The organism is Flavonifractor sp. An82, from assembly GCF_002159265.1.
Classification (GTDB): domain Bacteria; phylum Bacillota; class Clostridia; order Oscillospirales; family Oscillospiraceae; genus Flavonifractor.
This window is the reverse complement of sequence record NZ_NFHG01000001.1, coordinates 454,594-477,095: the sequence shown is the minus strand read 5'-3', so window position 1 is coordinate 477,095 and position 22,502 is coordinate 454,594. Positions and strand designations below refer to the sequence as shown.

Annotated in this window: 25 protein-coding genes and 5 pseudogenes; 20 read left to right on the top strand and 10 right to left on the bottom strand. The window is 53.5% G+C overall.

Features of this window, described 5'->3' with window-relative positions; genetic code table 11:
* Nucleotides 1-2: 2 nt before the first annotated feature.
* Nucleotides 3-920, bottom strand: coding sequence for a thioredoxin-disulfide reductase (gene trxB / locus B5G34_RS02745; protein ID WP_087333998.1), 918 nt, complete (start codon nucleotides 918-920; stop codon nucleotides 3-5).
* A gap of 15 nt (nucleotides 921-935) precedes the next feature.
* On the bottom strand, nucleotides 936-1,250 hold the full coding sequence (gene trxA, locus B5G34_RS02740; RefSeq protein WP_087333996.1) for a thioredoxin: 315 nt from the start codon (nucleotides 1,248-1,250) through the stop codon (nucleotides 936-938).
* A 259-nt stretch (nucleotides 1,251-1,509) separates the two neighbouring features.
* Between trxA and B5G34_RS19060 the strand changes: the two genes are divergently transcribed.
* From B5G34_RS19060 to B5G34_RS19050, 12 genes and pseudogenes are all read left to right on the top strand, one after another.
* Nucleotides 1,510-1,803 (top strand): hypothetical protein, encoded by a 294-nt coding sequence (locus tag B5G34_RS19060; RefSeq protein WP_242956776.1) that lies wholly within the window; start codon nucleotides 1,510-1,512, stop codon nucleotides 1,801-1,803.
* A 482-nt stretch (nucleotides 1,804-2,285) separates the two neighbouring features.
* Nucleotides 2,286-3,230, top strand: a complete 945-nt coding sequence (locus tag B5G34_RS02730) for a DUF6017 domain-containing protein (RefSeq protein WP_087333992.1) — start codon at nucleotides 2,286-2,288, stop codon at nucleotides 3,228-3,230.
* A 36-nt stretch (nucleotides 3,231-3,266) separates the two neighbouring features.
* A complete protein-coding gene (locus B5G34_RS02725) occupies nucleotides 3,267-3,740 on the top strand; it encodes a PcfB family protein (protein WP_007860263.1) in 474 nt (157 codons plus the stop codon).
* Nucleotides 3,737-4,036, top strand: a pseudogene (locus B5G34_RS02720) (type IV secretory system conjugative DNA transfer family protein); the annotation flags it as partial. The gene B5G34_RS02725 and the pseudogene B5G34_RS02720, both read left to right, overlap by 4 nt.
* 56 nt (nucleotides 4,037-4,092) lie before the next feature.
* Nucleotides 4,093-5,943, top strand: coding sequence for a recombinase family protein (locus B5G34_RS02715; RefSeq protein ID WP_206197938.1), 1,851 nt, complete (start codon nucleotides 4,093-4,095; stop codon nucleotides 5,941-5,943).
* Between the two features lie 78 nt (nucleotides 5,944-6,021).
* Nucleotides 6,022-6,201, top strand: coding sequence for a transposon-encoded TnpW family protein (locus B5G34_RS02710; RefSeq protein ID WP_005930684.1), 180 nt, complete (start codon nucleotides 6,022-6,024; stop codon nucleotides 6,199-6,201).
* Between the two features lie 134 nt (nucleotides 6,202-6,335).
* Complete coding sequence (locus B5G34_RS02705) at nucleotides 6,336-6,632, top strand: hypothetical protein (RefSeq protein WP_005930687.1); 297 nt, start codon at nucleotides 6,336-6,338, stop codon at nucleotides 6,630-6,632.
* A 185-nt stretch (nucleotides 6,633-6,817) separates the two neighbouring features.
* Nucleotides 6,818-7,651 carry a methyltransferase domain-containing protein gene (locus tag B5G34_RS02700; protein ID WP_002584969.1) on the top strand — a complete coding sequence of 278 codons (834 nt, stop codon included), beginning with the start codon at nucleotides 6,818-6,820 and terminating at the stop codon, nucleotides 7,649-7,651.
* Between the two features lie 131 nt (nucleotides 7,652-7,782).
* Nucleotides 7,783-8,079 carry a DUF3847 domain-containing protein gene (locus B5G34_RS02695; RefSeq protein WP_016147288.1) on the top strand — a complete coding sequence of 99 codons (297 nt, stop codon included), beginning with the start codon at nucleotides 7,783-7,785 and terminating at the stop codon, nucleotides 8,077-8,079.
* Between the two features lie 321 nt (nucleotides 8,080-8,400).
* Nucleotides 8,401-8,595: pseudogene (locus B5G34_RS19055) on the top strand (topoisomerase); the annotation flags it as partial.
* Between the two features lie 86 nt (nucleotides 8,596-8,681).
* A pseudogene (locus B5G34_RS02680) lies at nucleotides 8,682-8,933 on the top strand (type IV secretory system conjugative DNA transfer family protein); the annotation flags it as partial.
* Nucleotides 8,930-9,139, top strand: a pseudogene (locus tag B5G34_RS19050) (ArdC family protein); the annotation flags it as partial. The pseudogenes B5G34_RS02680 and B5G34_RS19050, both read left to right, overlap by 4 nt.
* On the opposite strand, the pseudogene B5G34_RS02670 reads toward B5G34_RS19050, so the two are convergent.
* The 3 genes and pseudogenes from B5G34_RS02670 to B5G34_RS02660 form a co-directional block, all read right to left on the bottom strand.
* Nucleotides 9,136-9,681, bottom strand: a pseudogene (locus B5G34_RS02670) (relaxase/mobilization nuclease domain-containing protein); the annotation flags it as partial. The pseudogenes B5G34_RS19050 and B5G34_RS02670 sit on opposite strands and share 4 nt — an antisense overlap.
* Nucleotides 9,642-9,971, bottom strand: coding sequence for a plasmid mobilization relaxosome protein MobC (gene mobC, locus B5G34_RS02665; RefSeq protein WP_002584958.1), 330 nt, complete (start codon nucleotides 9,969-9,971; stop codon nucleotides 9,642-9,644). The pseudogene B5G34_RS02670 and the gene mobC, both read right to left, overlap by 40 nt.
* Nucleotides 9,972-10,172: 201 nt before the next feature.
* A complete protein-coding gene (locus tag B5G34_RS02660; RefSeq protein WP_002584957.1) occupies nucleotides 10,173-10,529 on the bottom strand; it encodes a helix-turn-helix transcriptional regulator in 357 nt (118 codons plus the stop codon).
* A 398-nt stretch (nucleotides 10,530-10,927) separates the two neighbouring features.
* Between B5G34_RS02660 and B5G34_RS02655 the strand changes: the two genes are divergently transcribed.
* The 8 genes from B5G34_RS02655 to B5G34_RS02615 all read left to right on the top strand — a co-directional run bounded on the left by B5G34_RS02655 (nucleotide 10,928) and on the right by B5G34_RS02615 (nucleotide 17,220).
* On the top strand, nucleotides 10,928-11,113 hold the full coding sequence (locus B5G34_RS02655; protein ID WP_003431289.1) for a cysteine-rich KTR domain-containing protein: 186 nt from the start codon (nucleotides 10,928-10,930) through the stop codon (nucleotides 11,111-11,113).
* A 16-nt stretch (nucleotides 11,114-11,129) separates the two neighbouring features.
* A complete protein-coding gene (gene rlmN, locus B5G34_RS02650) occupies nucleotides 11,130-12,113 on the top strand; it encodes a 23S rRNA (adenine(2503)-C(2))-methyltransferase RlmN (RefSeq protein WP_002584956.1) in 984 nt (327 codons plus the stop codon).
* Nucleotides 12,114-12,586: 473 nt separating this feature from the next.
* Entirely contained in the window at nucleotides 12,587-13,024 is a 438-nt protein-coding gene (locus B5G34_RS02645) for a sigma-70 family RNA polymerase sigma factor (protein WP_002604474.1), read from the top strand.
* Nucleotides 13,008-13,250, top strand: coding sequence for a helix-turn-helix domain-containing protein (locus B5G34_RS02640; RefSeq protein WP_002604473.1), 243 nt, complete (start codon nucleotides 13,008-13,010; stop codon nucleotides 13,248-13,250). The genes B5G34_RS02645 and B5G34_RS02640 overlap by 17 nt, the downstream gene beginning before the upstream one ends.
* Before the next feature lie 47 nt (nucleotides 13,251-13,297).
* Nucleotides 13,298-13,981, top strand: a complete 684-nt coding sequence (locus B5G34_RS19045; protein ID WP_242956774.1) for a DUF6870 family protein — start codon at nucleotides 13,298-13,300, stop codon at nucleotides 13,979-13,981.
* A gap of 95 nt (nucleotides 13,982-14,076) precedes the next feature.
* On the top strand, nucleotides 14,077-15,759 hold the full coding sequence (locus tag B5G34_RS02625; protein WP_007860184.1) for a recombinase family protein: 1,683 nt from the start codon (nucleotides 14,077-14,079) through the stop codon (nucleotides 15,757-15,759).
* A gap of 81 nt (nucleotides 15,760-15,840) precedes the next feature.
* The gene (locus B5G34_RS02620; RefSeq protein ID WP_087333986.1) at nucleotides 15,841-16,086 is read left to right on the top strand and encodes a hypothetical protein; all 246 of its coding nucleotides are present in this window, start codon (nucleotides 15,841-15,843) and stop codon (nucleotides 16,084-16,086) included.
* 60 nt (nucleotides 16,087-16,146) lie between these two features.
* A complete protein-coding gene (locus tag B5G34_RS02615; RefSeq protein WP_087333984.1) occupies nucleotides 16,147-17,220 on the top strand; it encodes a glycosyltransferase in 1,074 nt (357 codons plus the stop codon).
* A 53-nt stretch (nucleotides 17,221-17,273) separates the two neighbouring features.
* On the opposite strand, the gene B5G34_RS02610 is transcribed toward B5G34_RS02615, so the two are convergent.
* The 5 genes from B5G34_RS02610 to B5G34_RS02590 form a co-directional block, all read right to left on the bottom strand.
* The gene (locus B5G34_RS02610; protein ID WP_087333982.1) at nucleotides 17,274-17,570 is read right to left on the bottom strand and encodes an STAS domain-containing protein; all 297 of its coding nucleotides are present in this window, start codon (nucleotides 17,568-17,570) and stop codon (nucleotides 17,274-17,276) included.
* 23 nt (nucleotides 17,571-17,593) lie between these two features.
* Complete coding sequence (locus B5G34_RS02605; RefSeq protein ID WP_087333980.1) at nucleotides 17,594-18,766, bottom strand: anti-sigma factor antagonist; 1,173 nt, start codon at nucleotides 18,764-18,766, stop codon at nucleotides 17,594-17,596.
* Nucleotides 18,767-18,824: 58 nt separating this feature from the next.
* The gene (locus tag B5G34_RS02600; protein WP_162609405.1) at nucleotides 18,825-19,388 is read right to left on the bottom strand and encodes an HD domain-containing protein; all 564 of its coding nucleotides are present in this window, start codon (nucleotides 19,386-19,388) and stop codon (nucleotides 18,825-18,827) included.
* Between the two features lie 349 nt (nucleotides 19,389-19,737).
* Nucleotides 19,738-20,763, bottom strand: coding sequence for a tRNA preQ1(34) S-adenosylmethionine ribosyltransferase-isomerase QueA (gene queA / locus B5G34_RS02595; protein WP_087333976.1), 1,026 nt, complete (start codon nucleotides 20,761-20,763; stop codon nucleotides 19,738-19,740).
* On the bottom strand, nucleotides 20,760-22,442 hold the full coding sequence (locus B5G34_RS02590; protein ID WP_242956772.1) for a SpoIID/LytB domain-containing protein: 1,683 nt from the start codon (nucleotides 22,440-22,442) through the stop codon (nucleotides 20,760-20,762). Before B5G34_RS02590 ends, queA begins: the two co-directional genes overlap by 4 nt.
* Between the last annotated feature and the right edge of the window lie 60 nt (nucleotides 22,443-22,502).

The window sequence follows — 22,502 nt, the reverse complement described above, 5'->3', positions numbered from 1 at the left end:
CTTTACACTCGTTTCAGCAGATACTCTTCCGCCCAGTGGGCCGCGCTGGCACCGTCGGCGGCGGCGGTAATGACCTGCCGCAGGGCCTTGGTACGCACGTCTCCGGCGGCAAACACCCCGGGCACGCTGGTACGGCAGCTCTCATCGGCCACCAGGTAGCCCGCCTGGTCGGTCTCCACCTGTCCGGCGAAGAGGGCGGTGTCGGGCACCCGGCCCACCGCCACGAAGAGGCCGTCGCAGGCCAGCTCACTTTTCTCGCCGGTGACCACGTTCTCCAGCTCAATCCCTGTCAGGCGCTTTTCCTTGCGCAGGGCTGTGACCCGGGAGTTCCAGATGATCTCCACCCCCGCCTCCTCCAGGGCCTTGTGGTACACCGCCGAGGCCCGCAGGCTGTCCCGCCGGTGGATGAGGTACACCTTGCTGCACAGCTTGGAGAGATAGAGGGCGTCCTCCACGGCGGTGTTGCCGCCGCCGTTCACTGCCACCACCTTGCCCCGGTACATCATACCGTCGCAGGCGGCGCAGTAGGCGATGCCCCTCCCCCGCAGCTCGCTCTCGCCGGGGAGTCCCAGCTCCCGGGGGTAGGCCCCGGTGGCCAGGATCACCGCGTCGGCGGTAAAATCTCCCTCGCTGGTGTGGAGCACCTTGGGCACCGCGGTCAGCTCCGCCCCGGTGACCTCGGCGTAAATGGTCTCCGCCCCGTACTTCCGGGCCTGCTGCTCCATCTTCTCCCCCAGCTCGAAGCCGTCCACCCCTTCGGGGAAGCCGGGATAGTTGTCAATGGTGGAGGTGGTGGCCATCTGCCCGCCGGGAGACAGCTTCTCCACCACCGCTGTCCTGCGGCCGCTGCGGGCGGCATACAGGGCCGCCGTGTAGCCGGCGGGGCCACCCCCTACGATGAGAATTTCATAATGCGCCATGCCGTCCGCCTCCTTTTACAGTCCCATCCAGTCGATGATCTGAGCCTTGGAGCCGGGGTTCACGATGGGCTCCCCCGTCTCCCCGTTCTTGAAGAGGAACAGGGTGGGAATGACCTCCACCTCAAACTGCTCCTCCAGGCCGGGCTCCTCGTCAATGTTGATCTTGCCCACCACCAGCTGGCCGTCAAACTGCTGGGCGATCTGGTCCAGCACCGGGCTGATCCGGCGGCAGTAGCCGCACCAGGGGGCCCAGAAGTCCACCAGCACCGGCTTGTCGGAGTGAAGCACCACTTCTTCAAAATTGGCTTTGGTAATGGTAATGGGAGTCATATCCATCTTCCTTTCTGTTGTGTCAGGCCGTGGGCCCAATTTATCTTATGCTTTTATCTGTAACTTTATTTGTTTCACTTTCTAGTGTAACTATACCAGTTACAGTTAGTCTTGTCAACCCCCTTTCCCCTACTTTTTTACTATGGCTTTTCCGGAGGCACCGGCGGCCTGTGGTATGCATAGGCTGTCATGTGGCACAGCCACAAGCCAAGCGGATAAAGGAGTACAATATGAACCACTATCTTCCCTCTGATCGGGAGTGGAGACGGAAACAGGAGGGCGCTGCCTGCTGCTGTCCGCCGGGCTGCTGCCCGCCGCCCTGTCCCCCTCCCTGCCCCGTGCCCGGGCCTACCGGCCCCACCGGGGCAACCGGACCTGCAGGTGCCACCGGTCCCACCGGGCCTGCCGGCTCCGGCGCACCTGGCCCCACCGGTCCTACCGGCGCTGCCGGTCCCACTGGTCCCACCGGTCCTGCCACTCCCGGTCCCACCGGACCCACCGGCGCGGCTGGGGCTACCGGGCCCACCGGTCCCCAGGGCATCCCCGGCCCTGACGGCGCCACCGGACCCACCGGTCCTCAGGGCATTCCCGGCCCTGACGGCACTGCGGGGGCCACCGGGCCTACCGGTCCTACTGGTCCCACTGGCCCTGCTGGTGCGGACGGCGCCGCAGGCGCTACCGGTCCTACTGCCCCGTCAATATATGCACAACAAGGAAAATGCCGTAACCATGCGGCTTTCAGCACATTAAAGACAATTAAACAACCCCTATAATTACACCTAAAACGCCGTAGCAAGGTTGGACAAGCCTTGATATGGCGTTTTTAAGTGAGTAGGATATGTCGCCGCAGCTTGAAAAGAGTTGCGGTTTTTTTATGCCCGAAAACAGGCGGTAACGTGGAACGTTAGGCGCGAAAAAGCCCTTGCAATACAAGGCTTTTCAGACACAAAAACGGCAAAGGCATACTGCAATACCAAAACCGCCGAAAACGGCTTTCTAATATTCCACGCAGACCAAGAGAGGAAGTGATGAAACATGGCAGTTTTCAGAGTGGAACGCAATACGGGATATACCGTTATGAGCAACCACCACTTGCGCAATAAGGAACTCACCTTAAAGGCAAAAGGCTTGCTTTCGCAAATGCTGTCTTTGCCCGAAGATTGGGATTATACCCTTGCGGGCTTATCTCACATCAACCGCGAGAAGATCGACGCAATCCGCGAAGCGGTAAAAGAACTCGAAAAAGCCGGATATATCGTGCGCAGCCGGGAGCGCGACGAGAAAGGACGCTTGCGGGGCGCGGATTATGTCATATACGAGCAGCCGCAGCCGCGAGAGCCGGAAGCAGCTACCAGCGGCGAACAGCCGTCTATATCGGATTTACCTACATTGGAAAATCCAACATTGGATAATCCAACATTGGATAATCCAACGTTGGAAAAACCTACGTTGGAAAATCCAACGCAATTAAATAAAGATATATCAAGTAAAGAACAATCAATTACTGATTTATCAAGTACCCATTCCATTCCTTTCCATTCCCCAAACCCCTTGCCCTTTGCACAGGACGAAGCGGCTACGCCGCCGGAAAGGAAAAGAACGGAAGCGAAAAGCAATAGCGCAGTAGAGATTTACAGGGAGATTATCAAGGACAATATCGAATACGACCATCTCATTCAAAACTGTAAAATCGACGCAGACCGCCTAAATGAGATTGTTGACCTTATGCTGGAAACCGTCTGCACAGCCCGAAAGACAATCCGTATTGCCGGGGACGACTACCCCGCCGAACTTGTCAAATCCAAGTTTTTGAAGCTGAACAGCAGCCATATTGAATTTGTTTTGGACTGCATGAGGGAAAACACAACCAAAGTGCGCAATATCAAGCAGTATCTAAAAGCGGTGCTGTTCAACGCGCCGAGTACCATTGACAGCTACTATACCGCCCTTGTCAATCACGATTTTTACGGCGGCGAATGAGCATAGCCACACTTTACCGGGAAAGGAGTTGATACCTTGCAGGAGGAAGTAACCCAAAAAACGATTGCCCTATACGTCAAAGTGGGAAAAGGCGCGGCGCGGCTTACCGAACAGGCGTTGCAGAAAGCAATCCGAAAGTTTTTGGAGCAGAAAAGCAAGCCCGCGCATGGGAAACAGACCATGCGCCAGCTTATGAAGCAGAACGCGGGCGTTTCCAACATCGAGATCACCGACAGCAATATTAAAGCCTTTGAGAGTACGGCGAAGAAATACAACATAGATTTTTCGCTGAAAAAGGTTAAGGGCGAGCAGACCCGTTACCTTGTGTTTTTCAAAGGCCGGGACGCGGACGTTATGACCGCAGCATTTCAAGAGTTTTCCGCAAAGAAGCTGAACCGGGATAAAAAGCCCTCTATCCGCAAAGCCCTTGCCGCTGCAAAGGACAAGGCGAAGCAGCTTAACGCCGCCCGCGACAAGGTAAAGAAAATAGACAGGGGGCGCGAGATATGAAGCAAATAAACTACAAAAAGCTGATACTTCCGAATATCCCCTATGTGTTCTTTGTCTATCTCTTTGATAAAGTCGGACAGGCGGTGCGACTTGCCCCCGGCGCGGATATATCCGCAAAGATACTGAATATCACAAAAGGATTTTCCGCAGCATTTGAAAACGCCTTGCCGAGCGTGTACCCGCTGGATTTGCTTGTTGGCATTGTAGGCGCGGTGGTTATCCGCTTGATTGTCTATGTCAAAGGGAAAAACGCAAAGAAATACCGCAAGGGCGCGGAGTACGGCTCTGCCCGATGGAGTGCATAATTTTAAGTGTAAAGGACACCTACATGGACGCACAGGAGGTTATGCACATGACTGATTATAGCAAAATTACCGCCCTTTACTCCCGCCTTTCCGTGGGCGACGAGGACAGGGACGGCGGTGAGAGCAACAGCATACAGAACCAAAAAATCTTTTTGGAGAACTATGCCAGAGGACAGCACTTAACCAATATCCGGCACTACATTGACGATGACGAAAGCGGCAGATTTTTTGACCGTTCTGCCTATTCCCGCATGATGGACGATGTAGAAAACGGAAAAATCGGTGTCTGCATTATGAAAGACCTGACGCGCTGGGGGCGCGACTATCTCCAAGTTGGCAACGCTATGGAGATATTCAGACGGAACAATGTGCGCTTTATCGCGGTCAACAACGGGATAGACAGCGAGAAGCCCGACACATTGGAGTTTGCGCCCTTTATCAACATCATGTCGGAGTGGTACGCAAAGGACATCAGCAAGAAAGTAAAGACCGGCATTAAAACGAAGGGCATGAGCGGAAAGCCGATTGCCACCGAAGCCCCCTACGGCTATATGAAAGACCCGGACAACAAGGATTTTTGGATAATCGACGAGGAAGCCGCCGAGGTTGTGCGCCTTATTTTCCGTCTGTTTATCGGCGGGAAGAACCGCAACCAAATCGCCGTATATCTGACGCAGGAGCAAATCCCTACCCCTACTTTCTACATGAAAGACCGGGGACGGGGAACGTGTAAAAACAAGGCGCTCAATGAGGATAACCGCTACAAGTGGAACAAAGTCACCTTGACCCATATCCTCACGCGGCAGGAGTATTGCGGCGATGTAGTCAACTTCAAGACTACAAAGCATTTCCGGGACAAGCGGAACCACTATGTAGACCGGAGCCAATGGCAGATAACCGAAAATGTGCATGAGCCGATTATTGACCGCGCCGACTTTGAAACCGCACAGCGGATTTTGGAAAACGCGCCCGTCAGACGCCCCAACGGGGACGGGGAAATCCACCCTTTGTCGGGCTTGCTTTTCTGTAAGGATTGCGGCGCAAAAATGCACATCCGCATAGATTACAGGAACGGCGGCAAGCGGCATGTTGCCTATTGCAGCGAGTATCACAAGGGGAAAGCCAAAAACCCCAAGTGCCATTCCCCACACATCATCGACGCGGACTTGCTCATGCAGACCGTCGCGGAAGTGCTGAAGAAAATCGAGGACTACTCTATCAGCAACCGGGCGGAGTTTGAAGCCTTAGTGAAAAAGAACCTTGCCATGCAGCAGACCGACCAGACCAAGAAGCAGCAGAAACGTATCCCGCAAATCACGACACGCCTTGAACAGATTGACAAGGTGCTGAATAAGCTCTATGAGGACAACGCCCTCGGCACTATCCCGCAAGACCGCTATGAGCAAATGTCGCAAAAATATTCGGAAGAATACTACACACTGAAAACGGAGCTTGCCACACTCCAAGAGCAGCTATCCGCTTATGAGAACGCGGGAGGGCGGGCGCAGAAGTTTTTGAAGCTGACGGAACGCTATGCCGCCTTTACTGACCTGACCCCCGCCATTCTCAACGAGTTTATCAGCCGGATTGAAGTGCATGAGCGCGACAAGAAAAGGGCAAAACAGGCTGTTCAGCACATCGGGATATATTTTAACTATATCGGCAGATTTGAGAACGAAGTGACGCAGCTTGCAGAGCCTACGGAGCAGGAAGTCCGGCAAATGCGGGAGGAAATCGAAGAAGCCCAAAAGGAAAAGAGCCGCGCCTACCACCGGCAGTATTCAAGGGAGTACCGGGCGCGAAACCTTGAAAAGCAACGGGAATATGACCGCATGAAAGCGCGGGAATACCGGGCAAGGAGAAAGGCGCAGGCCGCCGCCGCAGCACCCGCACAGTAAAACAGAATACCGACAACTAAGAGGGATTTTCCGGGCTACGGGAAATCCCTTTTTCGCGCCCGGAGAAAGGAGCCGCCTATGGCAGAACAGACCCCCGACAGTATCATCACGACACAGAAGAACGGACAGACCATCGTTGCGGAATTGTTTTTCAATCACAGCGGCACAGAAACATTCCGCGACAAGCTGCTCAAAGTGATACTTGCCGACAGCTTGCAGGACGGTCAAGAGCCGGAAAAATCGGAAATTTTGCGATAACAGCCGCCCCGACGATACATTCCCCGTCCGGGCGGTTTTTATCGTCAAAAACGCCGTTTTCTCCAAGTCAAGAGCCGGAGAAAACACCCGAAAAATGCCCCTATTGCGTAACAGGGGCGCAGAAAGGAGAGTTTATGCGAACAGGGCTTCCCAAGCAAAAAAAGACCACAGACATCTGGTTTGATGAGAAAGACCCGTTGATCCATATCCGTACCCACAATACCGACTTGAAGAAGCGGCTTGCCGCCTATGCCGAGCAGCACCCCGATGTGTGCCGCCAGACCGACGCAGACCCGGAAACGGGCTGCATGGAGTTTGACATTGAGAAAGGCCGCTTCTCTTTCCGTCTGACCGCCCCATACAGCGAGGAACGGCGGGAAGCGGCGCGGCGGTACGCCAGAGAGAGCAACGCCGCCGACAGGCTGAAATAGAGTGGAAATGTTCATAGTTTTGTGCTATACTTTTTCTAAAAGCAGAGTAATACTGCGGAATTGATTGGAGGACAACACAATGGTTACATTTATGAGATTAAGATAAAACCGCGAGTTATGTTGCGGTTATCCGTATTGCATAACTCGCTTATTGAAGCAGAGATGTAATTACGGAGGAAAAACAAATGAATAATAATTTATCACGCTTTGCAGACAGCAAGGTTTATTTTCAATGCCCAATTTGCACAAAATCAATGGATATACAAGGCAATAGCCTAATTTGTAGACATGGACATTGCTTTGATATTTCAAGATATGGGTATGTAAATTTGTTGTTAAAATCATCGCCCAAAACCAACTACAGCAAGCGGTCTTTTGACAACCGGCACCAAATTTTGGAGTATGGCATGTATGATGTTGTGTTGGAGAAAATCATACAGTTTATTTCTGATACGCCATCTATAAGAAACATTTTAGATGTTGGTTGCGGCGAGGGTTTCTATGCAAGGCAGATACAGCAAAGAACAGAACGAAACATCTTTGCCTTTGACTTGTCAAGGGAGGCAATACAGATTGCATCAAAAAAAGACAAGCGCAAAGCAGTGAAGTGGTTTGTTACTGACTTATCAAAAATCCCTTTGAAAGACGGAAGTATGGATTGTATTTTAGACATATTTTCGCCTGCACACTACAAAGAATTTCAGCGATTGCTATCTCCTAACGGATATGTTGTGAAAGTAATTCCTACGAAAAATCATTTGAGGGAAATCAGGACTAAAGTGCAAGCACACTTGAAAAATCCAGATTATTCAAATGAGTCTGTCGTTGAATATTTTGAGAAATATCTTAAAACCATTTCAAGAGAAACGGTTTCAGCCACCGTACAGTTGTCATCAGAACAAAGAATGTCGTTTATTGAAATGACGCCGCTTCTCTTTTGCGTTGAAAAAGATTGCGTTGATTGGCGTACTCTCACACATTTGACAATCGAAGCTGATGTTTTAATAGGAATGTATTAAAGGGCGTATTGATATTTAATATTCCCATTTATTGAGCAGAACGGAGTAAACCAAACACCCTAATCAAAAGGACAGCCGAGGAAATCGACTGTCCTTTTTCTATGCCGACAGGTAGAAAGGAGTGACCACCCATGACGAAACCGAGAGAAAAAAACCGCGAGGAATTGCAAGCCGAGATTGAGGACGGGAAGAAGAAAATCCGGCAGCTTGAAAACCGGGAAAAGGTGTTGCGGCAAAAGTTATCCCAAGAGGAACGCAGGACGCGCAGCCATCGGCTGATCGTCCGGGGTGCGGTCTTTGAGAGCATTGTGCCGGAAGCCAAGACCATGACCGACGAGGAAGCCGCCGCCTTTCTCCGGCTTGCCTTGACGAGCGAGGAAGCGCGGGCTTATCTGAAAAAACGCACCAAGGGCGGGAAAAGCGAATAATCCCTTTGGCACAAAGGGCGCACTTATACACCCTTACGGGTGCGTGCGCTCTGCCGAGGGCTTGTCGGCACAGAGAGAAAGCCGCTTGCTTCCCTCTCTGACCGACATTGGCGGCTTTGCCGCAACAAGGGGCTGCACCCCTTGCGCCGCTTACGCGGCTATCCCTGCACACCCACAAAAACAGTACACCCGCCGTTGGCGTCTGTACCATTTTTGCGGGTTTTATTATCCTATCCGGGAGGTGATACCCATAGCCATCTACCATTGTAATATCAGCATTGTCAGCCGGGGCAAGGGCAAATCAGCCGTTGCCGCAGCCGCCTACTTGACCTGCTTGCAGACGGGAAAGAGCTTGCCAGCGAGGAAATTGTAAAGGCCGCAGCCGAAGCCGGAATATCTGAAAGGACGGTGCAGAACGCCAAGCGCAACATGGGCGGTGTTTTGGATGCAAGGCGCGTCGGCGGTCAATGGTACAACTTCATCAAGAAGAAGCAGCCGCCCGAACCCGCAAGCTGAAAACGCAAAGTGCAGACCCTTTGCGCTTTGCACTTTCGCGCTTTCACTTTGATTGTGCGTCAATAACTCAAAATAGCACTTGACAAAACGCTTCATGGGGCAACGCCGAAGATATAAAGCCCTACATTGACCCGGATTTTCAGAACAACATCATTTTGACGCAGACCGAACGCCTTACCATGAACAGCCGCCCGAAGCAGCCGAAATATGCGAGAAATAAAAACGTCGTGGTGATCGGCGGCAGCGGCAGCGGCAAGACAAGGTTTTTCGTAAAGCCTAATTTAATGCAGCTTCATTCTTCCTACGTCTTGACCGACCCAAAAGGCACCGTCCTAGTTTGAATAACACTATCCTAATTGCTATGCAGGGCGGCAATTTAGTAATGGGCTTCCGTCAATGGGAAAAGGAGTTTGACCGCCATGTAAAGAAAGGCGAGAAAGGCATTAAAATCTTTGCCCCCGCACCCTACAAGGTGAAAAAGCTGGTTGATAAAATCGACCCCGAAACGAGAAAGCCCATGCTTGACCGCGAGGGAAAAGTGGTATCTATCGCCGTTTTCAGCTTTGCTTTGTAGCTTGTCCCTTGCTTTTCGGCGGTGTATTCTGCATAGCTTTTTCCCTTGTCCTGTCCCGGTACGACGACGGATAGCCCATGCTCTTTACATATCCTGTCGCTGGTGCGCCGGATAAAGTGATAGCTTTGCTTGTTGGAATGGTACTTTTTGTAGTCAACGAAGCTAACCGCGTTGAAAATCAAGTGATTATGCAGATGGTCTTTATCGACGTGAGTTGTCAAAACAAACTCATACTTGCCGCCTAATACCGCCCCGGCAAGTTCCATGCCGATTTTGTGCGCTTCTTCCGGTGTGGTTTCTCCCACCGCAAAGGATTGTATCAAGTGCCGCCCTAAATGTGTGCCGCGATCTCCGGCAGCTTCCCGCGTCCATGCAAACTCAATATCGGCGGTTTCCAGCCCGCAGCCGAAAGAGGACGCAAGCAGCTTCCCGTCTGTCTTTTCGGGATTTAAGATATAGTCTATCGCAGCCTTTAAGGTTGATTTAATAGGGTGCGTCTTTGTAACCGCCATATCTCGTCCACCGCCTTTTTAATGTCCTCTATATCCTGCCTGTAAACCGTCCCCGTCGCATTGGCGCGTTTTGCAATTTGGTTGATGTTCCGGCTCACCGCTTGCAGTTCCCGGATATATGCTTTTGTGTCGCTTCGGTCAACGACAAGAATATACCCGTCTATCGCCATTTTACGGAAGTATGCCCCATACTGCTTTATGGGAAGCTGCTTCATCTTCTCGTCGATCAGCCGCTTTTCTTCTTCCGTAACGTAAAACTTCATCTGTATATTTCTCTTTCGGTTTTCCATTTCCGCACCGCCTTTCGGTATAAGGGTTTGGGATTATCCCAACAAGCATTTTCCGCAAACGGGTACTCGTTTGCTGTGCTTGCTATCTACTCCATACCCCCACCGAAAGGCGGTATTTGTTGCGCGTTCCTTTGATTTTGGACGCAAAAAAAGATTGCAGCCGCCATGCGCTGCAATCTCCCGATTTCTCATATTGTGAGGTTAATCCTCTGCTTTTTCGACTTCCGTTATCTCCCTTGCTGTTGCGGTTACAATCCGTATGCCTTTATCGCTCATACCGTCCAGCAGCGCGTCAAGCTGCCGCCGCCCGGTGGATTTCTCCGCATTGCTGTTCGGGAAGAAAAATTGATCTACCGAAATATGATACCGGGTTACAAGGTCATAGAATACCTGTAAACTCGGCTGTTGTCCCTTGTTCTCGATATTCGCAAGGTAGCGCGGGGAAATATATAACTCGTCGCTTACCTTTTTGCGGCTCTCGCCGTATTCATTTCTCGCGGCTTTTATAGCTGCCCCGAAAGCCTTAAAGTCGTACAATGGTACGGGTCTTTTTGCCATTTTCATTCACCCTGTTACATTTTACAGTTCACCTTTCTTTTTGGATATGTCCACACAATTCATATCATTAGGTTAAATACTTCCTGTTGTGTATTGACAGTAGACTGATTTTCTGATAAAATAAAATTTATGTAAAAGGAGGCGGCGTTTATGTTGCATAGCATGCGTATTAGATAAGCATTGAAAAAAAGGATTTTCCCATTTTCAACATGGGCTTTTTTGTCATGCTTATTTTGCGGATGCTATACAAAAAACTAACGACGTATAGATATAGTATAGACATAGTGCAAGCTATGCCTTAGTTTTGTTGTACTGCTCTGTGCATTATAAATGCAGGTCAATGCTCATGTTGAGGATTGACCTGCATTTTTTTGTGTAAAAAGGACGAGTGAAATATAATGCTTAAAAAATATTGGATAAAATGTCCGATTTGTAACGGAAAGACGAGAGTTCAAGTATTTCATAATACTGTATTAAAAGATTTTCCTCTTTTCTGCCCTAAATGCAAATTGACGCATATCATTGATGTAGAAAAATTAGAGATTGTAATCAAAAATACAGAAAAACAAACTTTTATTATTTAGAAGAAAGGATATAAAAATGAAACGTTTACCTAAATATACGCCTGCGGAAGTACGGAATGATCCATACGGATTTACTTACAAAGAAATGTCGGAAGTTATTGGCGAGAATGAAGCAAAAGCCTTATATGAAGAATTATATAAGCAATTACCACGCAAAAAAAATCTATCAATGTTGGTAAAAAATATTTGCAAAAGCAGTGATACTGAAAAGTATGTTTACGAACTGAAAGACAACAAATACATTGAAACGGTTTTTATCAAGCGGCGAGATGGTGGAACTGTTTGCGTGAGCACACAAGTCGGTTGTCCTGTTGGTTGTATTTTTTGTGAGTCCGGGCGAAATGGCTTTGTTCGTAATCTAACATCGTCAGAAATCGTACAACAGATTATATTGTTGCGTCGAAAAGTAAACCGTATCGTTTTTATGGGTATGGGAGAGCCTTTATTCAATTATGACAACTTGATAAAAGCAATCCATATTCTCCGAGATAGATATGGGCTCAACTTTCCAACCGACGGCATTACCATATCAACAGTTGGTCCGGTCGATCAATTAAAAAAATTGCGCGAGGAACATCTTAAAATTCAGTTGACAATATCTTTACACGCAGCAACACAATCTGCAAGAAATCGTATTATTCCTCACATGCGCATATATGCTATTGAAGATGTTGTTAAGCAAGCCTTATCCTATTCTGAAAGGCATAATCGCAAAATTGTCTTTGCGTATTTGCTTTTACCGGGTATAAATGACCGGCCCTCAGATGTAAGACAACTTGCAAAATGGTTTCGGGGCAAAAAAGTTATGATTAACGTGTTACAATACAACCCAACAAGCAATTCAAGAATTAAAGCACCACAGAAACGGGAAATAGTTGCATTCAAACATCAATTAGAGCAAGCAGGACTTGAAGTTACTATGAGAGTTTCTCATGGCAGAGAGATTAACGCGGCTTGTGGACAGTTAGCTAACACATATAATAAATTCAAAAAAAAATGATTAAAAGTGCCAGACGCATAGACGCAGAGCCGATAACGCATTAGGTCAAAAAACCTATGTGTTATCGGCTTTTTTATTTAATATTGCGCAAAAGCCGCTGTTCCCTATTATAGAATGGATTGCGGGTAGTGTATTAAAGTCGCCCTTTTTTAAGGATACGGCGGTATCGGGGAGGTATCGCCGTGTCCATTTTTATTTACTGTAACCCGCCTAATGCTTTGCGGTCAAAAAAAGCTATGCTCCGCAAGCGGGATATTCCGGCTATGAATGTGAACTGTCAATACATTTAGCTACTGCTTACATTTCCTTTGCGCCCGTCCGCGTCTTGCGGACGGGCGCATTTTGCTTTTTTCAACTTTTTTCTGAAAAGCGCACTCAAGAGCCATCTCCCGAACGGGTACGGAGCGAAAGGGGCAGAGAGGACAAGCCCTTAACTCCCGTCCTCTACTCCACGCGGGAAGGAGGTGAACTCTATGGAGCTATCTTCTTCCGACAAGGAAAGAATACAACATCAGTACGACGCATTAGCAAAGAAAACTTTGGTCGGCGAAGCGAAAAGCCACCGCCGCACTCTTGCGAAACGCGCAGCACGCGAAGTTACTTTTTCGGATTTGAGCGAAAGCGAACTCGCGCAGCTTTTCACAACGGACGAATACGAAAGCGATTATTTCCGTTTTCAAGTGTCCGGCTTTGATGTACTCGTCAAAAATGAACTGCTTGCCGAAGCCCTTAACGCTTTGCCCGAAAGGAAACGCGACATTATCCTTTTGTCCTACTTCTTGGATATGAGCGACGCGGAAATTGGCGAACTGCTGAATGTTGTACGCACGACGGTTTTCCGGCACAGGAAATCCGCGCTTGCGAAAATCAAACAGTATTTGGAGGGAAAAGCAGATGATGAATACCGTTAGGAAGTCTGAAAATCTGTTGCCGTTCCCTGTCATTTCCGCAGCGGCAAACGGCGACACAACCGCCATGTGCGCGATCTTGAAGCACTACGAGGGTTACATAGCGAAACTTTGTACCCGCACGCTGAAAGACGACGCGGGCAATACCTATTCCTATGTGGACGAGGAAATGCGTAACAGGCTGCAAGTGCGCCTTATTACCCGCACCCTTGCTTTTCATGTAGGATAATCTTTTAGCCCATGCGGGGAGCGTGTCCCCTTTCCACGATTCCCGTTATGGGCTATTTGTCGTTCCGCAAAAGCATATCCGCTGTTGATGTGCTTTTGCAGGCCGACAAAGCCTATTGCTTGACAAAGAAAGCGACCTTTGGTGCGCAGCATAACAGGCAACGGGTACATTCCGTCTGTATCGAGCCAGTCGGCGGGTACGCCATGACAGCTTTTCCCCTACGGGGAAAAGTCGAGCGACAACTACCGCGCCGTAAAACAGGTTTAGCAGCTTGTGGGCGACGACATACAAGGCGGCACAATGATACTCCCGCGTTGAACACCCTCAAAGTATTGCGCGGCGCACCCATAAGCATGGGCCGGGGTGAAACTCCCGTGAGGTTGCAGCTAACAACCGCCCGTTTCAGCCTTATTTCTCATATCGTACAAGCCGGAGCGCATATTCTGTACTATGCCGCTAACCGGGAGGGAAAGAAGATGATTACCAAGTTACAACTTCAACAAATGAGAAATGTTGATATTACACAGGTTGACCGCAGCACTTTGGTTGATATTCGTAATATCCATATTGACAGTTCTTTGCCAGCAGCAAAGAAAATGCAAAGCTACTTTGAGCAGATTGTAAATCCATACTGTTTTCTTTGTGGTGATACACCCGTAAGAATACGGTTTGTCGCAGAGGATAGAACGCTAAAGCAATCATTGTGTGATTACTTTTTAAGTCTGAAATAACCGCCGACTTTCCCTAACTCTACGGGTAAAGACCTTGTGATTACGGGGCGAAAATGGTATAATTAACTCGTAATTATAGGGGGAAAGGAGGTATAATGCCCCGCATACGCAAAGACAAAATGGCACGCAGTTATGCAGAGCCGTTTTGGAAAATTGGGCTATACATTCGACTATCCAGAGAGGACGACAACGAGGACGAAAGCGAGAGTGTTATCAACCAAGAAAAGATACTCCGCGACTTTGTAGACAGCTATTTTGAGCCGGGAACCTATGTGATTGTAGACGTGTTTGCCGACGACGGATTGACAGGCACCGACACAGCGCGACCAAACTTCAAACGGCTTGAGGGCTGCATTGTCCGCAAAGAAGTAAACTGCATGATTATCAAATCCCTTGCACGCGGTTTCCGCAACCTTGCCGATCAACAAAAGTTTTTGGAGGAGTTCATACCCATTCACGGCGCAAGGTTTATTTGCACAGGCACGCCATTTATTGACACTTACGCTAACCCCCATTCTGCAAGCGGTCTTGAAGTACCTATTAGGGGAATGTTCAATGAGCAGTTTGCCGCGACCACTTCCGAAGAAATCCGCAAAACATTCAAGATGAAACGGGAGCGCGGCGAGTTCATAGGCGCGTTTGCCCCTTATGGCTACAAGAAAGACCCAAACGACAAAAACAGCTTGATTGTAGATGAAGAAGCAGCGGAAGTTGTCAAAAGCATTTACCATTGGTTTGTCAATGAGGGGTACAGTAAAATGGGGATTGCAAAGCGGCTTAACCAAATGGGAGAGCCGAACCCCGAAGCCTATAAGAAGAAAAAAGGCTTTAAGTATAACAACCCTAATTCCGACAAAAACGATGGTTTGTGGTCTGCCAGCACGATTGCAAGGATATTGCAAAATGAAGTTTATACGGGCGTAATGGTGCAAGGCCGTAACCGCGTAATAAGCTACAAAGTACACAAGCAGATCAACGTCCCCGAAGAAGAATGGTTTGTCGTCCCCAACACACACGAAGCGATTATTGACAGGGAAACATTCGAGAAAGCGCAAGCCCTACATAAGCGCGACACAAGGACAGCCCCCGGCAAACAGGAAGTCTATCTCATGTCCGGCTTTGTCCGTTGCGCGGATTGCAAAAAGGCCATGCGGCGCAAAACCGCCCGTGATATTGCCTACTACTCTTGCCGTAGCTACACCGATAAGAAGATTTGCAGCAAACATTCTATCCGGCAAGACAAGTTGGAAAACGCGGTATTGGCAGCGTTGCAAATGCAAATTGCCCTTGTAGATCGGCTTGCAGAAGAAATTGAACGGATTAACAACGCGCCTGTTATCAACCGGGAAAGCAAGAGATTATCCCATTCCTTGAAACAGGCAGAAAAGCAGCTAAAACAGTACAATGACGCTTCCGACAGCTTGTACCTTGATTGGAAAAGCGGTGAGATTACCAAAGAGGAATATCGCCGCTTGAAAGGCAAGATTGCAGAACAGATACAACAGCTTGAAGCGAACATCTCCTATCTGAAAGAGGAAATGCAGGTAATGGCTGATGGTATCGGAACCGACGACCCGTATCTAACCGCCTTTCTGAAATACAAAAACATTCAGAGCCTTAACCGCGGGATTATGGTTGAACTCGTAAAAGCGGTTTGGGTGCATGAGAACGGGGAAATAACGGTTGACTTCAATTTTGCCGACGAGTACCAGCGAATTATTGATTACATTGAGAATAACCACAACGTTATCCGAGTGATTGAGAACAAGGCAATCTAACGGCTTGCCTACTCAACACAAAGGAAAATCTAATGTTGTGCATAAATACACGGCTCTACTGGTCCTACCGGCCCTGCCGGTATGGCTGGCACCGCAGGTGCCACCGGGCCCACCGGTCCCACTGGTCCTACCGGCCCTGCCGGTACGGCTGGCACCGCCGGTGCCACCGGGCCCACCGGACCCACCGGTCCTACCGGCCCTGCCGGCGAGACCAATGCGGCGGCTACGGTGGCTACCCTCCAGACCAGCGCCAGCCTGACCGACGCCATCAACACCATCAACCAGATCATTCAGAATCTTCAGGCCGCCGGTCTGATGAACTCCTGAACCCAGGGGAGGAGGGAATTTGCGCCCTCCTCCCCCTTCCTGTAAGGAGGAACCATATCCATGAAGATCGTCGTCTATGCCATCTGCAAGAACGAGGCCCAATTTGTGGACCGGTGGATGGACTCCATGGAGGAGGCCGACCGGGTGGTGGTGCTGGACACCGGTTCCACCGACGACACCGTGGCCCGGCTGGAGGCCCGTGGAGCCTCCGTCACCGTGGAGACCATTTCCCCCTGGCGCTTCGACGCGGCCCGCAACCGCTCCCTGGAGCTGGTGGATGAGGACGCGGACATCTGCGTTTGCACCGACCTGGACGAGGTGTTTCACCCCGGCTGGCGGGCAGCCCTGGAGGCTGCCTGGACCCCGGACGCAGGCCAGGCCCGGTACCGCTACACCTGGTCCTTCCGGCCCGACGGGGCCGAGGGGGTGGTGTTCTGGTATGAGAAGATCCATCGCCGCCACGGCTACCGGTGGGTCCACCCGGTCCACGAGGTCCTGCGGTGGGAGGGCACCGGCCGCCCCGGCCCCACAGTGACAGCTTTGGGGGTGCAGCTGGACCACCACCCGGACCCGTCCAAGTCCCGGGGGCAGTACCTCCCCCTGCTGGAGCTGTCGGTGCGGGAGGAGCCGGAGGATGACCGCAACGCCCACTACCTGGGCCGGGAGTACTTCTTCCACGGCCGGTGGGACGACTGCATCGCCACCCTCCAGCGCCATCTGGCCATGCCCACCGCCACCTGGGCCGACGAGCGGGCGGCCTCCATGCGGTACATCGCCAAGGCATATCTGCAAAAGGGCGCGGCCGACCAGGCACGGGGCTGGTTCCTCCGCTCCGCCGCTCAGGCCCCCCACCTGCGGGAGCCCTGGATGGATCTGGCCATGCTGTGCTACCAGCAGGAGAACTGGGACGGGGTGCTCTACTTCACCGGCATGGCCCTGACCATCACCGTCCGGCCGGACACCTACATCTGTGAGGCAGAGGCCTGGGGCCCCCTCCCCCACGACCTGCGCTGTCAGGCCTACTTCCGCACCGGGCGGACCGGCCTGGCGCTGGAGGAGGCCCAAAAGGCACTGGCCCTTTCTCCCGCCGACCCCCGTCTGGCGGGCAACGTGGAGGTTCTGAGCCGCATGTAAAAAAAGACCGGCGTCCCTGTGGGACGCCGGTCTTTTTTGGTCTAATCTATGGGTCACTGGATGTTCAGGATGTCGCTGAAGCCGGTAATGTCAAAGACCTCCATGATCATGGGGCCCGCCCCCCGCACCACCATGGACCCCTGCCGGTTCATGGTCTTCTGGGCAAACAGCACCACCCGCAGTCCGGCGGAGGAGATGTACTCCAGCCCCTCCATGTCGATGGTCAGCGCCTGAACACCGGGCAGGCTGTTTTTCAGTTCCTGCTCCAGCTCGGGGGCGGTGGTGGTATCCAGCCGGCCCTGCAGCTTCAGGACCAGGTCATTGCCGTTACGTTCCTTGATGATCTCCATAGTTCTCTCCCATTTCCTATGATTTAAAAGGTAAGGCTGTCCACCCGGTCCAGCAGCTCCTCCAGCCGCTCCTTGCACAGCTGGATGGTGGCTCTGCCCTCCTCGGTTTCAAAGCCGCTGCGGCGGATGGTGCGGCGCATGAGCCGGGCATAGCCGATGACCATGGCCTTCTCCTCCACCGCCCGGACGGCCTCCGGGTCGTCGGTGCACAGATACTTGGCCAGGGCCTTTTTCCAGAAGAGGCAGGCAGTCTCATAGGGCATCTTCAGGAAATTGACGGCCACGCTCTGGTCCCGCTCGCCGAAGGCCACAAAGGCCAGGTACATGGAGGCCAGCTCAAAGATGGGATGGCCCACGCACAGGGTGTCCATGTCGATGATGAGCACCTCGTTGTTCTGCATGACGATGTTGTTGGTGTGGTAGTCGCCGTGGAGCATGGTGTCCCGCTGGGGCACCTCCTCCACCAGGGCCACCAGCTTCTCCGCCTGAGGGGCGGGCAGGTAGTCCCGCAGGAAATGCACCCAGTCCAGGGCCACCGCCTTCATCTCGGGCATGTCGCCGGGCTTGACGTGGGTGGAGTGCATCTTCTGCAGCAGGTCCACGTACAGGTCCACATAGGTGTCCATTCCCTCGGGGTCGGCGGCGATGAGCTTGGAGAAGGACCTGGAGTTGAGCAGCTCGAACACTGAGCCGTAGCTCTCCCCCACCCGCACCACGTCGTAGGGGATGGCGGTGGGGATGCCCAGCACAAAGGCCTTCCGGGCCAGTTCCCGCTCCCGCTGCACGTCGGGCAGGCAGTCGGAGCTGTGGTACACCTTCACCACCGTGTCCTTGTCGATGCGGTAGACCGCGCCGTTGGCGCCCCGGCCGATGATCTCGCAGCCCTCCACCGAGAGGACCCGTCGGGCCTTCTCCACCGGCATCATCTCGATAAAGCCGGTCATGTCCAGGATCTCATAGACCTCGGCGGAGACGTTGACCAGCTTGAGCTGGGGCTCCCGCTTGCGCACCCGCAGCACCACCCGCAGGCCGGCGCTGGATATGTACTCCAGATCCTTCAGATCCAGCACCAGGCTGCCGTGGGCCTGCTGGTCCAGCATGGCCATGAGCTCGGCCTCCACCTCCTGGGCGTTGCCGGAGTCGATACGCCCGGAAAGGGCGATGCTCAGCGTGTCGTTTTCCATGGTCCCCGTCATTTGGGATTCCTCCTTGCCGCCCAGCCTGCGCCCCGGCGTGGCTGGGCTTTCGTTTGTCTCAGTCTTCGTCAAAAACCCGGCGGATCAGCCAGTCGTATTCCCGCCAGGCCGCCGTCTCCGCCAACGGCAAGAGCACCTGGGCCAGCGTGCGGTAATACCAGTGGTGCTGCTCCGGGTCCTTCTGGTGGAAGCAGTCCCACATAGCCGCCCCCTTCTCCTCCTTCCTGCGGTACAGGGCCCGCAGGTTGGACAGCTTGTCGCCCAGGGTCACCATGGCGGCGCCCGGGTCCTCCTCCGCCTCCAGTCTGGCAATGGCGGCCTCCTTGCGGGCCCGCCAGCTCCGGTCGGGGGGCAGATGGCGCATTTTGTCTTCGGTCTCCGTCCCCACCAGGGACGCTACCCGGTCTCCGAACCGGGCCCGGATCTCCTCCAGGTCGGCTCCCGTGTCCTCCACCGTGTCGTGGAGCACGGCGGCGGCCAGCACCTCCCTGTCATCGGTGAGGGTGGCGGCAATGACCGCCGCCTCCATGGCGTGGAGAATGGCGGGCGTGCCGTCCCCCTTGCGTACCGCGCCGCTGTGGGCGGCTATGGCAAAGGTCATGGCTGCGTCCAGCAGCTCCATTTCCATCCCTCCTCAGGTCGATCAGTATACGTCCGGCTGTGGGTGGACCGGCGCCGCAGCTTGTCATTCATACAGGATATTATAAACAAAATTCTTCCTATTTTCCAGTCCCAAAAAAGACCGGGACTGCCATGCAGTCCCGGCCCGTTACACGATAAATGAAAGCCTCGCAGAGTTCACGCCCGCAGGCGTGAAAAAAATCTGAGTCCGTTTTCAGCCGCGACATGTGCGTGGCTGAAAACACTTCTCAGCCTGTCAGTGTGGAAGCCGTTCGCCAAGGGCGAACGGCTTCTGCGCGCAACAGGCTGCATCCCTCTCTCCAAAGCGGCTCTGCCGCTTTGGAGAAGCGTCAGCAAATAAACATGGCGTCTCCGAAGGAGAAGAAGCGGTATTTCTGCTCCACCGCCTCTTTGTAGGCGGCCAGAACGTGCTCCCGCCCCGCCAGGGCCGACACCAGCATAATGAGGGTGGATTCCGGCAGGTGGAAGTTGGTGATGAGGCAGTCCAGGGTCTTGAATTTGTAGCCCGGATAGATAAAGATGTTGGTCCAGCCGGCGCTCTCCTTCAGGGTGCCGTCCTCCGCCGCCCAGCTCTCGATCGTGCGGCAGGAGGTGGTGCCCACGCAGATCACCCGGCCCCCCTCGGCCTTGGTGCGGTTGATGATCTCAGCGGTCTCGGCGGAGATCATGCAGTACTCGGAGTGCATCTCGTGGTCCAGGATGTCCTCCTCCTTCACCGGGCGGAAGGTGCCCAGACCCACATGGAGGGTCACATAGGCCAGACGCACCCCCATGTCCTCCACCTGCTGCAGCAGCTCCTTGGTGAAGTGGAGTCCGGCGGTGGGGGCGGCGGCGGAGCCCACCTCCCGGGAGTAGACGGTCTGATACCGCTCCGGGTCGTTGAGCTCGGCCTTGATATAGGGGGGCAGGGGCATTTTGCCCAGCTGCTCCAGCTTCTCCAGAAAGATACCCTCGTAGTCGAAGCGGACCAGCCGGTTGCCCCCCTCCAACACCTCGGTGACCTCGGCGGTGAGCTGGCCCTCGCCGAAGGATACTTTGGTGCCCGGTTTCATCTTGCGGCCGGGGCGCACCAGGCACTCCCAGGTCTTGTTCCCCCGGTCGATAAGCAGCAGCACCTCCACCGCGCCGCCGCCGGGCTCCCGGTGGCCAATGAGCCGGGCGGGCAGCACCCGGGAGTCATTGAGCACCAGGCAGTCCCCCGGTCTCAGCAGGGTGGGCAGATCGTAAAAATGCATGTGTTTCGTGGCGCCGGTCTCTTTGTCCAGCACCAGCAGCCGGGAGGAGTCCCGCTTCTCCAGGGGAGTCTGGGCGATGAGCTCCTCCGGCAGGTAAAAGTCAAAATCAGATGTTTTTATGGTGTGCGCACCTCGATTCCGGTATAGTAGAAGGTCAGGATATCAATATAGTCGTAGCCCTGCTGGGCCATGGCGTAGGCGCCCCACTGGCTCATGCCCACGTTGTGGCCCCAGCCGGAGCCGGTGATGGTGAACACGGTGGAACCGTCTCCCCCGCCGGCGGCGGCCTGGCTTACAGAGCCGTTGCCGTCAATGATGTAGGCGTTCCCGCTGAGGGCCCCCACGCTGCCGCTGCCGTCGATGGCATAGGCCCCGTCCAGACTGGTGAGGGAGCCGCTGCCGTCCACCACATAGTCGCCATTGGCAGATGTGGTCCCGCCCCCGCCGGAGCTGGTGACGGTGTAGTGGATGGACCGCAGGCCCAGGAAGGTGCGGCAGTCGTCCCGGATCTTGCTCCAGCTCTTGCCGGAGGAGTCGGTGAAGGTGATCTCAATGGCATTGCCGGTGGGGCTGGTCTTGGTCACCCGGAAATCCACGATGCCCGAGTTGGTATAGCCCTTGGAGTTGAGCAGGTCGGTAAGCTCCTGGGCGGTGTAGGTCACCGTCCAGTTGTAGTTGGGGACCTTGGAGGCCACCGACGCCTCATAGGGGTCGTACTTACCGATGAGGTAGGCCACGTTGCTCCCCCACACGTTGACAGAACTCTCGGTGGCGCCGCCGTCGTGGGAGGAATAGACCGCCTCAATGAGGGAGCCGTTGTACCAGGCATACTCGCCATAGGTCTGGTCCACCGCCTTGCTGCTGCTGGCCGTTACCCGGGCCATGCCCTCATAGACCTGACAGCAGGTGGAGTTGCAGATGTCAAAGCCCTGGCTCTTGTGCTTGCTGGCGGTGTAGTTGCGGTAGGCGTAAGTACGGGCGCACACCGCCTGGGCCTTCAGGGCCTCCAGGGGCCAGGAGGAGCTCATCTCCCGAACGATGACACCCTGGACATAGTCCTCCAGGCCGATGACGTTGCTCACCGTCAGGTTGCCCCCGCTCACCCGCTGGTACTGGAAGCCGCCGTAATAGGTGTTGCCCCGGAAGATGGTCTCGGTCTCTTCCCGGTCATTTAAGCCGGGCTGGATGCCCAGGCACATACTGCTGCCCCCGTCAAACTGGAAGAGGATCTGGCTGGTGCCCGTCTTGACCACCGACACGCCGTAGCTGGAGGTGCCCACCACCTCCCCATCGTACAGGCCCAGACTGGTCTGTGCGGCCTGGGCAGACTCCTTGTCCAGGTAGTTGCCCACTCTGGCCTCCCAGTCCCCGTCGATCCAGGCCACGAAGCCGCCGGGATAGGAGGATGCCTCGTCCCAGGCGTCCTCATAGGAGCGGTAGCTGCCGGGCAGCTTCACATGCCAGCAGCCCACGGCGATGTCGGAGGTAATGGTGTCGTAGTAGCCCGCCCAGTTGCCCACAGTGCCGTAACAGACATTCTGGGTCTTGACCACCGAGATGGCGGTCTCATCGGTGGAGGTCAGCTCCACAAACTCCCGGTCGCTGTCGTAGTAGCCCAACCGGTAGCCGCTTCCCACTTCGTTGAGCAGGTTGGCGCCGGCCAGGGCCGAGCTGCCGTAAAACAGGCCCACCTTCATGGTGGGGTCCACCTCCACTGAGGCGGCGGAGGCGGGCAGATTCCCCAGAGGCAGAGCCACGGCCAGAGCCAGAGCGGCAATCTGCACAAATTTCTTTAACATTCTCCTTCTCATTTGTCGGAAATCCCATCTCGCTTTCGTTGACACTTTGCCAGAACTTGT